The following is a 15,486-nucleotide window of genomic DNA, read 5'->3' as shown; positions in this document are numbered from 1 at the left end:
GCTCCTGAAGTGACAAGGCCCGCCGAGTGCGGGCCTTGTTGCATCCAGCCTCGATCGTCGCCGCTACTTCGGCGCCACGATCGCCTTCAGCCCTTCCTCATACGACCCGGCGGGGTAATGCTTCTGCAGCGCCTTCCAGACGGTGCCCGATCGCGAGTTCCGCTCCAGCGCGTCGCTCAGCACCTCGCGGTCCTTCGCCGGCAGGTGCCGCGACAGGTAGATGCCGCTGTCGGTCCAGTTGAGCTCGGCCATGGCCTCCAGGCGCAGCCGGTCCAGCAGCGGCCGCGTCTTCGAGTCCTGCAGCAGCGTGCCCGCCAGGATCGACGGCGCCATCACTGTCACGTCCGCCAGGTTGCGCTCCAGCGTGCGCACCACCGCCGCCGCGTCGGCCTCCACCACCAGCCGGCGCTGCGCCTTCAGCGTCCTCAGCAACTGCTGGTAGGGCTCGCCGTAGTCGAAGCCGCGCACCACCGCCACGCGCAGCTCGCGCCGCTCGCCCAACTCGGCCAGGCTCTCGACCGGCGCGCGGTCCGAAGACAAGGAGATCAGCATCGGCCGCGCCTTCATCATCGGAATGAAGTCGCCGTGCAGGTCGCGCTGCGTGGTCCTGGTCGCCGGCACCAGCACGTCCGCCCCGCCGGCGGCAAACATCGCCTCGACCCGCGCCCGCGGCACGACGCCGAATTCGAACTGGCAGCCGGTCTCCGCGGCGACCTTGCGCAGCAGGTCCGGATAGACCCCGCTGACTTCGCCGCCGGAGGTCACCACGCTCATGCCGATGGGGGCCACCGGCACGCGGATCGGCCGCGAGCAGTCCGCCCGCGCGCACAGGCTCACCGACGCCAGCATCAGCCCCAGCGCCAGGCCGCCCGCGACATGTGCGGAACGCGCGACGCGCGCGGGCCAGCCCGGCCACCCGAATTCGAACCTGTTCATCTTTTTTCTCTCCCGTGCCGGAACTGCCGTCGGCGCTGCGCTCTCGCCACATCGCCCCCTTGGCGTCCCATGTCACCGGCCAGAGTAGCAAAGCCCCGCGCGACCACAACGCGTCAAACCCGCGAGTGCCACTATCCATCGCCCATCCGGAGGGGGCGAGCCCCTCCGCTTCGGGGGGCTCACCACCCTGACCGTCCGCCACTCGCCGTCTTGCGAAGGTTGACGTCAGCCATGCGTGGCATCCTTGGCGTTCGCATCCATGCCGCTTCCATGAAGACTGCCCTGATCTCCGACCTGCACGCCAACCGGCAAGCCTTCGAGGCCGTCATCGACCACGCCCGGCGGGAGGGCGCCCGGCATTTCGCGCTCCTGGGCGACTACGTCGGCTACGGCAGCGACCCCGGCTGGGTGGTCGACCAGGTGCGGGCGCTGCGCGCGGAGGGCGCGATCGTCGTCGCCGGCAACCACGACCTCGGCGTGACGCAGGGCCCCCGCCCCACGATGAACGACGACGCCCGCGCCGCGATCACCTGGACGCGTGCGCGGCTCACCGACGACCAGATGGCCTTCCTGTCCTCGCTGCCCATGTCGGAGGAAGAGGACGACTGCCTGTACGTGCACGCCAACGCGTTCGACCCGACCGGCTTCGCCTACGTGCAGGGCCGGCTGGAGGCGATGCGCAGCCTGCACGCGACCGAGTGCCGCTACACCTTCTGCGGCCACATGCACGAGCCGATGCTGTACCACCTTTCCGGCACCGGCAAGGCGGGCGACTTCAAGCCGCAGCCCGGCGTGCCGATCCCGCTGCTGCCCAACCGCCAGTGGCTCGTCATCCCTGGCGCCTGCGGCCAGCCGCGCGACGGCAACCCTGCGGCCGCCTACGCGCTGTTCGACCACGACAGCGAGGAACTCAGCTTCCAGCGCGTGCCCTACGATGTCGAAGCCGCCGCCGCCGCGCTGCGCGCCGCGCCCGGCCTGCCCGCAGGCCTGGCGGACCGGCTCGCTCAACGTCTGGTGCTGGGCCGATGAGGATCGACGAGGACCGACGAGGACCGATGCCACCGATGATGACCACCCACTTGCTCCCTCTCCCGCTTGCGGGAGAGGGCGGGGGTGAGGGCCAGCGGCGGTGGAAGTGCCAATGAATCGATGAACGACGCCCACCCGACGCACGCTTCAACTTCAGCCCCCGTTCCCATCACCTCGCCGCTGCAACCCGGCCAGGTGCTGGACGGTTTCGTGCTCGAGGCGCGGCTGCACCAGGGCGGCATGGCCAACCTCTGGCAGGTGCGTCGCCAGGATCCCGTGGACCCGGCCCACCCCGTCGAGGACTTCCCCCTGATCATGAAGGTCCCCCGCATCAAGGGCGGCGAGGACCCGGCCAGCATCGTCGGCTTCGAGGTCGAGCAGATGATCATGCCCGCGCTCAAGGGGCCGCACGTGCCGCGCTTCGTCGCGCGCGGCGACTGGCGCCGCCAGGCCTACATCGTCATGGAGCGCATCGAGGCCGAGAGCCTGCGCCCGCGTCTGGACCAGGCGCCGCTGCCGCTGGTGGAGGTCGTCGAGATCGGCATCCAGGTCGCGCACGCGCTGACCGACCTGCACCGCCAGCACCTGGTCCACCTCGACATCAAGCCCAGCAACATCCTGCTGCGCCCGGACGGCACGGTGGTGCTGGTCGACTTCGGCCTGTCGCGGCACGACTTCCTGCCCGACCTGCTGGAGGAGGAGTTCTCGCTGCCGATGGGCACCGGCCCCTACATGTCGCCGGAGCAGGTCCAGTTCGTCCGCAACGATCCGCGCAGCGACCTCTTCGCGCTGGGGGTCATGCTGTACCACCTCTCCACCGGCGAGCGGCCCTTCGGCCAGCCCACGTCGGTGCGGCAGCTGCGACGGCGGCTCTACGTCGATCCGATCCCGCCGCGCGCGATCCGGCCCGAGCTCCCGCCCTGGTTCCAGGAGATCGTCCTGCACTGCCTGGAAGTGCGCGCCGAACGCCGCTACCAGAGCGCCGCGCAACTCGCGCTGGACCTGCAGCGGCCGGACGCGGTGCCGCTGACGGCGCGCGCGCACAAGCTGCAGCGCAGCGGCATGGTGCGGCGCTTCAAGCGCTGGTTCCTGGCGATGGGCGAGGAGCCGCAGGCGCCGGCTTCGGTCGGCGCGCAGGTGGCACGCAGCCCGGTGATCATGGCCGCCGTCGACGTGCTGGGCGCCACGCCGACGCTGCTCGAGGAACTGCGCGAGATCGTGCGCCGCCTGATGCAGACCGAGCCCGGCGCGCGACTGGCCTGCGTCGGCGTGATGAAGACCAACCGCATCGGCATGGACGAACTCACCGACGCGCAGGGCCGCAGCCATCACGTGCAGCAGCTGATCGCGCTGAAGAACTGGGCGCATCCGATGACGCGCGAGCTGGCCCTCGAGGACGGCCGGCTGACCTTCCACGTGCTGGAAGCGCCCGACGCCGCCGATGCGCTGATCGAGTTCGCCGCGAAGACCGGCGTCGACCACGTCGTGATGGGCGCGCGCGCCAGCTCGATGATGCGGCGCTACCTGGGCAGCGTGTCGGCCCAGGTTGTCTCGCAGTGCGCCTGCACCGTCACCGTCGTGCGCGAACCCGTGCTGCCCGACGATACGCCCGCGCCCGACAGCACGCTGATCAGCCCGTCGGCGTCGAACTGAACGCCTCCGGTCGTTCCATTCTCCTTCCCGCTCCCCCTATCTCCCCCTCTGCCCTCGTCTGCCATGTCCGCCTTCGCCGACAACCCCTGCACCCGCTGCGGCGCCTGCTGCGCGAGCTTTCGCGTCGACTTCTCCCGTCACGAGCTGCTGAGCGAAGGCGGCACGGTGCCGGACGGCCTGACGGTGGAGGTCACGGACTCGACATGCCGGATGCGCGGCACCGACCACGCGCGGCCGCGTTGCGCCGCCCTGCAGGGCCAGGTCGGCGAGCGCGCCGGCTGCGGCATCTACGAATGGCGGCCGTCGCCGTGCCGCGACTTCGGCATGCGCTCGCCGCTGGGCATCGGCGACGACGCCTGCGCGCGGGCCCGGGCCCGTCACGGCCTGCCGCCGCTGAACGCCTGAGCGAACGCCTGAGCGCCCACGCAGCCGCTGGCTAGCGGACCTGGACCTTCGCCGGCTGCATCTTCGCCTTGAGGCTTTCCAGCTTGGCCGCGTAGAGCCGGCGTTGCGGCATCGTGACGCTGTACTCCTCGGCCTTGGCCAGCTCGGTGCGCACGACATCCCACTTGCCCAGTCCCACGTTGGCCAGCGCCATCCAGAAATGGAACTCGTGGTAGTAGGCCGAGCGGTCGATCTCCTTGGCGAACAGGTCGCGCGCCTGGGCGTAGTCGCCGGCCTTCATCGCCGCGACGCCGAGATCGAAGAACTTGAACGGCGGATACGGTTGAAGCAACGCCAGCTGCGTCTCGAGTTTCTGCGCCTCGGCGAACTGCCCCTGGAACCGTAGCGCCTGGGCGAGGTTGGACATGGACTGCACGTTCGCCGGCTCGTGCGCCAGCACATGGCGGAAGGCGCGCTCGGCGAGCGCGGTGTCCCCATGGCGGCGGTAGATCACGCCCAGCGTGTTGAGCGCCGTCAGCATCCGCGGATCGTGCAGCCAGGCGGCGCGCGCCCACCAGTAGGCGCGGGCGATCTGGGCTTGCGCGAGCAGCTCCGCGGCGCGGTTGTTCATGTACATCGCGACGATGCCGCGCTCGTCGATCGGCATCGCGCGCTGGCGCGAGATCTGCGCGCCGGGCAGGAAGTCGACCACCAGCGAGGGCTCGTCGCTGCCGAGCACGCGGAACTCCGACCGGCGCCGGCCCAACGCGATGTTGACGTGCCCGGAGACCACCTGCAGGTCGCCGACGCGGCTCCACTGCTCCTCGTCGTAGATCTGGCGGAACACGAAGGGCAGGCCCATCTCGCGCGCGAAGGTCGCCGTCATCATCGCCAGCGACAGGCAGTTGCCCGCCTTGGCGTCGAAGGCCTCGGCGGCCGTGCGCGTGGTCTCCGCGTCGTATTCGAGCTGGAGTTCGCTGCGGTTGTAGAGCGCGTCCAGCAGCAGGTGGCGCATGTCGCGCGCATCCATCATCAGCGTCGTGCCGCTGTTCGCGTTCGGGATCCGGCTGCGGAGGAACTCGCGCATCTTCGGCGTCATCGCCATGACCTGCGCCGGGTCGATGAGGTCGGGCGACGGCGGGAAGAGCTCGTCGTGCACCAGCGAGGCGGCCTCCGCCTCCGGTGGCGCCTCGGGCGCCGTGGCGCATCCGGTCAGCGCCAGCGCGGACAGCAGCGCCGCCCCGACCATCACCGCCTTGCGGACCGACTGCATCGCCTGGATCGTTCCCATGACCGTCTCCGACGCGACCTCTGACGGGGCCGCTGATCAGTCATGCTACTCCGCTGCGCAGCGCGCGCACCCCCGTGCGACGGGTGGGGTGATCCCGGGCTTGAAAGCCGCCCGGCGAAGGTCCAGACCGGCAACGCCCGGGGACGCTCAGCGACGTTCAGCGACGGTCGACGACGAACACCACAACGCTACGCGCCGGAACGCGGAACTCTCCACGCCCGCCGTCGACCCGCGACTCGGCCCGCACGCGCGCATCCGCCGCGCCCGCGGCCCGCTGCACCGGATGCAGGCGCCAGCCGAAGCCGGCCTCGGCCGGCAGCGTCAGCGCGGCGGCGTCCGCGGTGGCATTGACGACGACCAGCACCCGCTCGAAGACCGCGTCCGCGCGTCCCGCGCCGTCGAGCCGGGCGACGATCACGCCCGCCTGCTGATACGGCCCGGTGTTGTGGAAGACGAGGCGGCGCCGGATCTCCTGCGGATCGGCGAGCCGGAACAGCGGCGTGCTCGCGCGGATTCGCAGTTGGTCGAGGAACACGCGCCGCGTCCAGTCGATCTGCGCCGGACCGGGCTTGATCGCCGGATCGGCCAGCAACGGCCGCAGCAGCGCATAGTCCTGCGCGCTGTCGCGCGCGGGCGGCAGGCCGGCGCCGAAGCCGTTGTCGCGACCGCTCCAGTCCAGCCGGTTGAACCAGTCGCCCGAGTCGTAGCTGTTGCGGTCCATCGACTTGGAGCGCAGCAGCTCGCCGCCGGCATGGAAGTAGGCGACGCCCTGGCTCAGCGCGTTCAGCCCGAGCGCCACCGCCTGCGTGCGGGCCCGGTCGTCGGCGGTGGTCGTGCGCGGCAGCTTCAGCACCAGCGCGTCGAACAGCGTCTGGTTGTCGTGGTTCTCGACGTAGTTGACCACCTCCGCCGGCACCGACGCGTAGCCGGCCGGCTGGTCGCCGTAGGGCAGACGTTCCCCGGCGATGCGACGACCGTCGGCGGTCTCCAGTTCGAAGCCGCGCAGCGTGCCCGCCATCGCGAGCTTGAGCAGATCGCCCTGGCGCAGCAGTTCCTCGCGGCGCGCAGCGTCGCCGGCCGCCGCGGGCACGATGAAGCCGGGCCGGCGCGCCGAGGTCGCCGCGTCGTCGCCCGCCGCGCCGCCGCGCACCGCGTCGCGGCCGCGATCGCTGAAGGTGCCGATGCCGGTGCCGTTCAACGACAGCTGCGAGGCCTGCACGAAGCGCGCACCGCTGGCGATTTCGCCGAAGTTCCAGCCCTCGCCGATCAGTGGCACCTCGCGGCCGAGCTCGCGCTGCAGGCGCGCCTGCAGCTGTTCCATCACCGCGCGCGGCTGGTGGCCCATCAGGTCGAAGCGGAAGGAGGCGATCTTGTACTCGCGCGCCCACAGCACTACGGAGTCGACGAGCAGCCTGCCCATCATGCGGTGCTCGGTGGCGGTGTTGTCGCAGCAGGTCGAGCGCTCGACGCGACCGAGCGCGTCCAGGCGCTGGTAGTAGCCGGGGACGATGCGGTCCAGCACCGACTGCGGATGCTGCCCGGAGGCCGTCGTGTGGTTGTAGACCACGTCCATGCCGACCCGCAGCCCGGCCGCGTGCAGACCCATGACCATCGCGCGCAGCTCGCGCACGCGGACCGCGCCGTCGTTGGCATCGCTGGCGAAGCTGCCCTCCGGCGCGCTGTAGTGGAAGGGGTCGTAGCCCCAGTTGAAGCAGTCCTTGTCGGCGGCGGCCATGACGGCCGCCTGCTGCGCCTCGCCGTCGGGCGCGGCCTTGGGCACGCGCGGCACCACACAGCCTCGCTCCGGCACGGTGGCCAGGTCGAAGATCGGCAGCAGGTGGACGTCCGTCAGACCCGCCTCGCTGAGCGCGCGCAGATGGCGCATGCCGGCGGAACCGGACTGCGTGAAGGCCAGGTACTTGCCGCGCTGCGCGACAGGCACGCTGCGGTCGTCGCGCGAGAAGTCACGCACGTGCAGCTCGTAGACGACCATGTCGGTCGGCGTCTTCACGCGGTCGGGGATGCGGCTGGTCGCCCAGCCGCGCGGTTGCAGGCGCGGCTCGGACAGGTCGGCGACGTAGCTGCGCGCCGAGTCCGCCGACAAGCTCACCGAATACGGATCGGTCACCAGGTTGCGCACGCGACCGACGCCCGGCACGAAGAGCTCGACGAGGTAGCGGTAGTACGAGCCGCTGCGCACGGACGGCGCATCGACGGACCAGATGCCCGTGCGCTCGTCGCGGTTCAGCGGCAGACGGGCGCTGGCGGCGCTGTCAGGTCCTGGATAGGCGCAGAGTTCGACACGATCGGCTGTCGGCGCCCACAGCTTGAAGGCCGCGCCCTTGGCCGTCACCGTCACACCCAGCGCCGGTTCGTCCTCAGCTGCTGCGTAGATCGCATCGAGCGCACGCGCGGTCTGCGCCGCGCTCCAGCGCATCACACGACCCTGCGCGTCTTCGACGGTGATCAACGCCTGACCCCGCTGCCACGCGGCGGGATCGACGCCCTCCTCCAGCGCGAACTCCGCGCCGGCGCCCAGATAGGCGCTCTGCGCGGCGAGCGCAGCGTCCAGCGGTTCGCGTGCGGCATCGACGGTCCGGAGCGCGACGCTGCGGTCGCTTCCGCTCACATGCCCATCGCTCAAGCTCAGTCCGCCCGTGGCCGAGTGATGCCACCGGACGACCTCGCCGGCGGCCAGCGTCAGGCCCGGCCACCGTAGACGGCGCGCATCGAGCCACACGGGCTGCGGCGTGGCCGACGTCCCGGTCTGCGTCGGCAGCGTCGGCGCCTGGGGTCTGAGCATCGTCACCGGCCCAACGTCGCATGCGGCGAGCGACGGATCGGCAGCGGCCATCGCCATCGCCAACGGCATCCCGGCCATGCCGCTCAGCGTCAATGCCGCCAGACGCGGCCAGGCACGGGACAAGGTCGAGCGCACGCCCATCGGATCTCCAGCAAGGTGTTGTTCTGCCGCCAGCAACGCGCTTCTGGTCGCTCGTGCCGGCACTGTGTTTTCGATGGTAGCAAAACTACATACACGGAGGATCAGGACTTCCCTTCATGGAACATACCTTCTATGCTGCGGCGCGAAGATGCCTTCGAGACCCTTTCAGGCCTCATTAGAATCTGTACTTTTGCTACAGATCAAGCAACAAGATCAGGAGACCGAAAGATGACGCGTCGCCCCAATGCCATCACCATGGCCACGATGCTGGCCGCTGCGATGGCCACGACGATGGCCGCGTCTATGGCAGGCGCCGCACCGGTGGACCTCTCGCCGGTGAAGGAAGTGCACGGACGCAGCACGCTGCCCGAGGGCTGGCAGCACGGCGCCTTCATCGAGATCTTCGTGCGCGGTTTCCAGGACAGCGACGGCGACGGCATCGGCGACCTGCGCGGCGTGACGCAGCGGCTCGACTACCTGAAGGCCCTCGGCATCCAGGGCATCTGGCTGATGCCGATCACCGCCAGCGCCGACCGCGACCACGGCTACGCGACGACCGACTACCGCGCGATCGAGCCGCAGTACGGCACGCTGGCCGACTTCGACGAGTTGATCCGCGAGGCCCACCGGCGCGGCATCGGCGTGGTCATGGACTACGTGATCAACCACAGCGCGCGCGAGCATCCGCTGTTCCGTTCGGCGGTCGCCGATCCCGCGAGCCCGTGGCGCGACTGGTTCGTCTGGACCTCGCAGCCGCTGGGCGAGCTCAAGGACTGGGACATCTGGGGCAAGACGCCCTGGTACCTGCCCGGCGAGGAAGTGCCCGACCTGCCGGAAGGCGCCAGCGCGCCACCCAAGCCGGAATCGACGGCCCAGGCCCCCGCCGGTTCGCCGCGCTACTTCGCGGTGTTCGGGCCGCACATGCCCGACTTCAACATGCGCAACCCCGCGGTGGTGAAGTACCACGCGGACAGCCTGCGCTTCTGGCTCAACCGCGGGCTGGACGGCTACCGCCTGGACGCCGTGCCGCACCTGATCGAGAACAGCGCGAAGGACTGGAACGACCAGCCGGAGAGCCGCGCGCTGACCGGCGAGTTCACGCGGCTGATCAAGCGCTACCCGCAGCGTTTCGTCGTCTGCGAGGCGACCGCCGAGCCCAAGGTCTACACCCGCGACGACATCTGCGGCAGCGCGTTCGCGTTCGGGCTGGAACGCGCGGTGATCGATGCGGCCAAGGGCGGCGACGGTTCGGTCGAGGCCGTGGCCAAGGTCGCGCGCTTCTTCACCGAAGCGCCCTTGTCGATGGCCACGATGCTGAGCAATCACGACATCTTCGCGGGCAAGCGGGCCTGGGACCAGTTCGAGGGCGACGAGGCGCGCTACAAGCTCGCCGCCGCGACCTACCTGCTGCTGCCGGGCACGCCCTTCATCTACTACGGCGAGGAGATCGGCCAGGCCGGCGTCGCCGGGCTGCCGGGCGACGCGCCGCTGCGCGCGCCCATGAGCTGGACCTCGGAGCCCGGCGGCTTCTCGACGGGCACGGCGTTCCGGCCGGCCTCGCCGAACATCGCCACGCACAACGCGCAGGCGCAGGCCGCTGACCCGGTCTCGCTGCTGAACTTCTACAAGGCGATGCTGGCGCTGCGCAACAGCCAGCCGGCGATCGCGCGCGGCCGCTACGAAGCACCGCTCGCGCAGGGTCAGGTCTTGAGCTTCCAGCGCGTCCACAAGGACCAGCGCGTGCTCGTCCTCATCAACTACGGCCGCGATGCCGCCGAGGTCTCGTTGCCCGGCTTGCCGTCGAAGGCGCGCCTGCGTCCGTTGTATCCGCAGCGCCCGTCGTCAGCGGTCGCTGCCGTGGACGCTCGCGGCCGACTCACGCTCACCGCCGCGCCCTTGTCCGTGCAGGTCTTCCGTCTTCGCTGAAGGGCGTGCAGGATGTCGTCCTCACTCGCTTCCCTCGTTTTTCTCGCCTCAAGCCTTCTCGTCATGACCCACGCTCCCGCCGCCGCCGCGACGGCCGCCTCCGCCGCATCCGCCTCGTCCTCCGCCCCGGTGACGCTCGCCCACGTCGAGCCCCCGGACTGGTGGGTCGGCATGAAGTCGCCCGACCTGCAGGTGATGCTGCACGGTGCCGGCATCGGCGCCCTGCAGGCGGAACTCGTCCCGACACCGGGCGTGACGCTGGTCGGCACGCGGCGCGGCGACAGCCCCAACTACCTGTTCGTCGACCTGCGGATCGAGGCGTCGGCGAAGCCGGGCACGCTGACGCTGCGCTTCAAGCGCGACGGCAAGGTCGTCTTCGAGCATCCCTACGCCTTGCGTCAGCGCGCGCCGGGCTCGGCGCAGCGCGCGAGCTTCGGCCCCAAGGACGCGATCTACCTGGTGGTGCCGGACCGATTCGCCAACGGCGATCCGTCCAACGACGTCGTGCCGGGGCTGGCTGAAGGCCTGAACCGCGCCGATCCGGGCGGCCGCCACGGCGGCGACCTCGCGGGCCTGACGGCCCACCTCGACTACATCGCCGCGATGGGCTTCACCATGCTGTGGCCGACGCCGCTGTCGGTGAACGACAGCCCGAAGTGGAGCTACCACGGCTACGGCGCGACGGACTTCTACCAGGTCGATCCGCGCTTCGGCAGCAATGCCGACTACGTGCGGCTGGGCGCGGAGGCCAAGCGCCACGGCCTCGGCCTGATCCAGGACATCGTGCTGAACCACATCGGCGTGCACCACTGGTGGATGGCCGACCTGCCGACGGCGGACTGGGTCAACACCTGGCCCCAGTACACCGAGACGCATCACGCGCGCATGTCGCTGCAGGACCCGTACGCGGCGCCCAGCGACCGCCGGCGGTTCAGCGACGGCTGGTTCAGCCCCGGCATGCCCGACCTCAACCAGCGCCAGCCGCTGGTCGCGACCTACCTCACGCAGATGAGCCTGTGGTGGATAGAGACCGCCGATCTCGCCGGCGTGCGCACGGACACCTACAGCTATTCCGACAAGGACTTCCTCGCCGCGTGGTCGCGCCGCCTGAAGGACGAGTACCCCAAGCTGAACATCGTCGGCGAGGAATGGAGCCCGCATCCCGCCGTGGTGTCCTACTGGCAGGCGGGCAAGCACAACCACGACGGCTACGTGTCCTCGCTGCCCAGCCTGATGGACTTCCCGCTGCAGGAGGCGCTGCTGGCCGGCTTGAACCAGCAGGACGCGCACGACGGCGGATTCATGAAGCTCTACGAGGCGCTGGCGCACGACTTCGTCTATCCGGACCCGGCGAACCTGGTGCTGTTCGAAGGCAACCACGACACGCCGCGCGTCTACAGCGTGCTGCACGACGACCTCGAGCTGACGAAGATGGCCTGGGCCTACCTGTCCTTCGTGCGGCGCATCCCGCAGTTCTTCTACGGCTCCGAGATCCTGATGACCAGCCCGCGCCATCGTGACGACGGCGCGGTGCGGGGGGACTTCCCCGGCGGCTGGGCCGGCGATGCGGTCAACGCCTTCACCGGCGCGGGCTTGGGTGAGCGCCAGGCCGGCGCGCAGGCGTGGCTGAAGCGGCTGCTGAACTGGCGCAAGGCGGAGACGCTGGTGCACGACGGCGCGCTGATGCAGTACGCGCCGCTGGCGGAGAGCTACGTGCTGTTCCGCTATGACCCCGCCAAGGGCCTGGGCGGCAAGCGCCTGATGCTCGTGATGAGCAAGGCGAAGGAAGCGCGGGAACTGGACCTGACGCGCTTCCCCGAGATGCTGCGCGAGGGCGACCAGGCGCTCGACGTCATGACCGGCGAGCGCCGGACGCTGGGCCGGACGCTGACGCTGCCGGCGAGGTCGGTGACGCTGCTGTCGATCGAGTGAGCGCGCCATCGCCTGACTGACCGGGTCAGCGACTGGGTGAGAATCGGCTCCGGTCCCCTCGACTGGAGGCGTTCATCATGGTCCTGCGCCAACGCCCTGCCGCCCCGCTGGCCGCCCATGTGGCGTGCCTCTGGTACAGCGCCCGCGGCGAGCTGCCGCACACGCGCGAGCGCAGCCTGCCCACGGGCTGCGCCGACATCGTCGTGCCGCTGCTGCAGGACCACCTGATCCGCTACGACGACGAACAGGATCCGGTCGCGCGCCGGCTGCGCGGCGCGATCGTGCAGGGCGCCTTCGACCGCTTCGGCGTGCGCGGCACCGAGGGTCCGTCGGCCGTCGTCGGCGTGCACTTCACGCCGGCCGGCGCCGCCACGTTCTTCGGCGGCGCCTTGCCGGCGCTGCGCAATCGCACGGAGCTGCTCGAAGACCTCTGGGGGCCGGGCGCCCGCCTGCTGCGCGAGCGCCTGCAGGCCGCCGCGTCACCGCGGCACGCCCTGCTCGTCCTGCACGACGACCTCCTGCGACGGCTGCGCAACGCACCGCCCATCGATCCGCTGGCCACGTTCGCGCTCGAGGCGTTCCGCCGCGACCCCTCTTTCGCCCAGGTCGGTCCGGTGCAGCGCGCCAGCGGCCTGACGCCGGCGCAGTTCATCCGCCGCTTCGAACAGGCGGTCGGCCTCACGCCCAAACGCTACGCCCGCGTGCTGCGTTTCGGCGCGTTGCTGCCGACGCTCGTGCGCTGCGGTCCGCGCGACTGGGCGCAGATCGCCGCCGATGGCGGCTACGCCGACCAGTCGCACCTGATCCGCGAGTTCCGGCAACTGGCCGGCGTGGCACCCGGCGCCTACCAGCCGGTGCAGATCGACCAGCCGACCCACGTGGCGCTGCGGACCTGAAAAAATGTCCAATACAGGCCGGCCCCGGGTGACCTACGCTGCGGTCACCGCGGCCCGATGCCGCATTGCACAGGAGTTGCCGTCATGAACGCCATCCACGAGGTGTTCCCCTACCTGATGGTGCGCGACGCCACGGCGGCGATCGCGTTCTACCAGCAGGCCTTCGGGGCGATCGAACGCTTCCGCCTGGTCGAGCCCTCGGGGCGCATCGGGCATGTCGAACTGCAACTCGGTCCCGTGGTGCTGATGGTGTGCGACGAGTTCCCCGAGTACGGCATGGTCGGTCCGCAGAACGGGACCTTCACCGGCTGCACCGTCCACCTGCACGTCGACGACGCCGACGCGATGGCCGAGCGCGCCGTGGCCGCCGGCGCGACGATCACGATGCCGCCCACGGACCAGTTCTACGGCGAACGCTCCTGCCGTCTGCGCGATCCCTTCGGCCACTCGTGGCTGCTGGGCCATTCGATCGAGGACGTCGCGCCGGAGGAAATGCAGCGGCGCTACACGGCGATGATGACCGGGTGAGGCCTCACACGTAGCAGCTGCATCCCAGCGCGCCCCAGAACGCCTGCGCCGAGGTCGCATCGCGCGCCGCGCTCGCGACCGCCGTGTGATCGTGGCCGTGCACGCCGCAGCCGCTCGCGCAGGCGCACTGCGCGGCGTACTGGTAGCGGCGCTCGGCATCGCTCAGCGATGACGCCACCGACGACTTCCGCGCCTGGTAGCCGCCGTAGGTCTTCACCGGCGACCAGTCCGGCATCGCCGGCGGCAGCGCCGGCGCGAGCGACGCATACGCGCCGCTGCCATGCACCGGCTTGCCGGCCACCACGGTCAGCACGGACGTGATGTCCTGGATCTGATCCTCGGGCACGGTCAGGAAATCGCGGTCCAGCACCGCCAGGTCGCCGAACGCGCCCGGTTTCAGCACGCCCTTCTTCCCGGTCTCCCGCGAGAACCAGGCGCCGTCCGCCGTCATCAGCCGCAGCGCGGCGACGCGGTCCAGCCGGCGTTCCTCCGGATACAGCAGCGTGCCGCCGATGGTGCGTCCCGACACCAGCCAGTACAGCGCCTGCCACGGGTTGTAGCTGTTGACCCGCGTCGCGTCGGTGCCCAGCGACACGGGGATGCCCATCTCCAGCATGCGCTTGACCGGCGGCGTCTCGGCCGTCGCCTTCAGTCCGTAGCGGCGGATGAAGTACTCGCCCTGCATCGACATCCGGTTCTGCACCGCGATGCCGCCGCCCAGCCGCTTGATGCGTTCGAGGTTCTGCGGCGTCACCGTCTCGCAGTGGTCGAAGAACCAGCCGAGCTTGTCGATCGGATGGTCGCGATGGACCTTCTCGAACACGTCCAGACTGCGCGAGACCGTTTCGTTGTAGGTCGCGTGCATGCGCCACGGCCAGCCGTTGCCGGCGAGGAAACGCACCACGCCTTCGAGGTCGTTCTCCATCGCCGCCGGCATCTCGGGACGCGGCTGGAGGAAGTCCTCGAAGTCCGCCGCGCTGAAGGCCAGCATCTCGCCTGCACCGTTGAGCTTGTAGAAGTCGCTGCCGTCGCCGGGTCTGCCCATCCTGGCCCAGCGCTGGAAGTCCGCCAGTTCCTGCTTGGCCTTCTGCGGGAACAGGTTGTAGGCGATGCGCACCGTGAGGCGGTTCTCCTTGGCCAGCTTGTCGATGATCGCGTAGTCGTCGGGGTAGTTCTGGAAGCCGCCGCCCGCGTCGCCGACCGAGGTCACGCCCAGCCGGTTCTCCTCGCGCATGAAGTGCAGCGTGGAGTTGAGCTGCTGCTCCGGATCGAGCTTGGGCCCGAGGTTCAGCGTGTTGTAGAGGATGAAGGCATTGGGCTCGGCCAGCAGCAGCCCCGTGGGTTCGCCGCGCGCGTCGCGCTCGATGATGGCGCCGGCGGGCTGCGGCGTGTCCTTCGTGTAGCCGACGGCGCGCAAGGCCGCGCGGTTCAGGAAGGCCTGGTTGTAGAGGTTGAGCACGAACACCGGCGTGTCCGGCGCCGCGGCGTTGAGCTCGGCGATCGTCGGCATGCGCTTCTCGTCGAACTGGAATTCGTTCCAGCCGCCGACCACCCGCACCCACTGCGGCGCCGGCGTGCGCGCGGCCTGGTCCTTGAGCATCTGCAGCGCCGCGCCCAGCGAGCGCACGCCGTCCCAGCGCAGCTCCATGTTGAAGTTGAGCCCGCCGCGGATGATGTGCATGTGCGAGTCGGTGAGCCCCGGGATCACGCGGCGCTTCTCGACGTCGACGACGCGCGTCTTCGCGCCGGCGAGCCTGGCGATCTCCGCGTCCGTGCCGACGGCCATCACGACGCCGTCGCGAAGGGCGATGGCGGTCGCCTCGGGCTTGGCCGGATCCATCGTCGTGATGCGGCCGTTGCGCAGGATGAGGTCGGGCGCGCCGCCCTGCCCCGACTGCGCGAGCACCGGCCCCGCCATCACGCTGATCCCGAGGGCGGCGGCCGCCTCCATGAAGTCGCGGCGGTTG

The 15,486-nt window shown here is 70.4% G+C and carries 11 protein-coding genes; 7 read left to right on the top strand and 4 right to left on the bottom strand.

All coding sequences use genetic code 11. From position 1 onward, the window contains the following. Window positions 1-63 precede the first annotated feature (63 nt). Complete coding sequence (locus ABE85_RS02805) at window positions 64-936, bottom strand: ABC transporter substrate-binding protein (protein WP_082938265.1); 873 nt, start codon at window positions 934-936, stop codon at window positions 64-66. A gap of 270 nt (window positions 937-1,206) precedes the next feature. Here ABE85_RS02805 and ABE85_RS02800 point away from each other — a divergent pair, with 270 nt between their 5' ends. From ABE85_RS02800 to ABE85_RS02790, 3 genes are all read left to right on the top strand, one after another. Further along, a complete protein-coding gene (locus ABE85_RS02800; protein WP_067269858.1) occupies window positions 1,207-1,965 on the top strand; it encodes a metallophosphoesterase in 759 nt (252 codons plus the stop codon). Window positions 1,966-2,085: 120 nt separating this feature from the next. Further along, window positions 2,086-3,618 carry a bifunctional serine/threonine-protein kinase/universal stress protein gene (locus ABE85_RS02795; RefSeq protein WP_067269857.1) on the top strand — a complete coding sequence of 511 codons (1,533 nt, stop codon included), beginning with the start codon at window positions 2,086-2,088 and terminating at the stop codon, window positions 3,616-3,618. Window positions 3,619-3,681: 63 nt separating this feature from the next. Then, window positions 3,682-4,023, top strand: a complete 342-nt coding sequence (locus ABE85_RS02790; RefSeq protein WP_067269856.1) for a YkgJ family cysteine cluster protein — start codon at window positions 3,682-3,684, stop codon at window positions 4,021-4,023. 31 nt (window positions 4,024-4,054) lie between these two features. Here the strand turns inward: ABE85_RS02790 and ABE85_RS02785 are convergent, their stop codons facing one another. Then, a complete protein-coding gene (locus ABE85_RS02785; protein WP_082938264.1) occupies window positions 4,055-5,293 on the bottom strand; it encodes a tetratricopeptide repeat protein in 1,239 nt (412 codons plus the stop codon). Window positions 5,294-5,450: 157 nt separating this feature from the next. Then, window positions 5,451-8,237: an alpha-1,6-glucosidase domain-containing protein gene (locus ABE85_RS02780; protein WP_067269855.1), complete on the bottom strand. Its 2,787-nt coding sequence runs from the start codon at window positions 8,235-8,237 to the stop codon at window positions 5,451-5,453. A 228-nt stretch (window positions 8,238-8,465) separates the two neighbouring features. Here ABE85_RS02780 and ABE85_RS02775 point away from each other — a divergent pair, with 228 nt between their 5' ends. The 4 genes from ABE85_RS02775 (at window position 8,466) to ABE85_RS02760 (ending at window position 13,519) form a co-directional block, all read left to right on the top strand. Further along, window positions 8,466-10,163 (top strand): alpha-amylase family glycosyl hydrolase, encoded by a 1,698-nt coding sequence (locus ABE85_RS02775; RefSeq protein WP_197507181.1) that lies wholly within the window; start codon window positions 8,466-8,468, stop codon window positions 10,161-10,163. Window positions 10,164-10,226: 63 nt separating this feature from the next. After that, on the top strand, window positions 10,227-12,095 hold the full coding sequence (locus tag ABE85_RS02770) for a glycoside hydrolase family 13 protein (protein ID WP_067269854.1): 1,869 nt from the start codon (window positions 10,227-10,229) through the stop codon (window positions 12,093-12,095). Window positions 12,096-12,172: 77 nt separating this feature from the next. Next, window positions 12,173-12,991 carry a helix-turn-helix domain-containing protein gene (locus tag ABE85_RS02765; RefSeq protein WP_067269853.1) on the top strand — a complete coding sequence of 273 codons (819 nt, stop codon included), beginning with the start codon at window positions 12,173-12,175 and terminating at the stop codon, window positions 12,989-12,991. Between the two features lie 84 nt (window positions 12,992-13,075). Next, a complete protein-coding gene (locus ABE85_RS02760) occupies window positions 13,076-13,519 on the top strand; it encodes a VOC family protein (protein WP_067269852.1) in 444 nt (147 codons plus the stop codon). Between the two features lie 4 nt (window positions 13,520-13,523). Here the strand turns inward: ABE85_RS02760 and ABE85_RS02755 are convergent, their stop codons facing one another. Then, a complete protein-coding gene (locus tag ABE85_RS02755; protein ID WP_067281706.1) occupies window positions 13,524-15,437 on the bottom strand; it encodes an amidohydrolase in 1,914 nt (637 codons plus the stop codon). Window positions 15,438-15,486 lie beyond the last annotated feature (49 nt).

The organism is Mitsuaria sp. 7, assembly GCF_001653795.1.
Classification (GTDB): domain Bacteria; phylum Pseudomonadota; class Gammaproteobacteria; order Burkholderiales; family Burkholderiaceae_C; genus Roseateles.
Note: the sequence above shows the minus strand (reverse complement) of the source record. Positions and strands in the feature narration are given on the sequence as shown.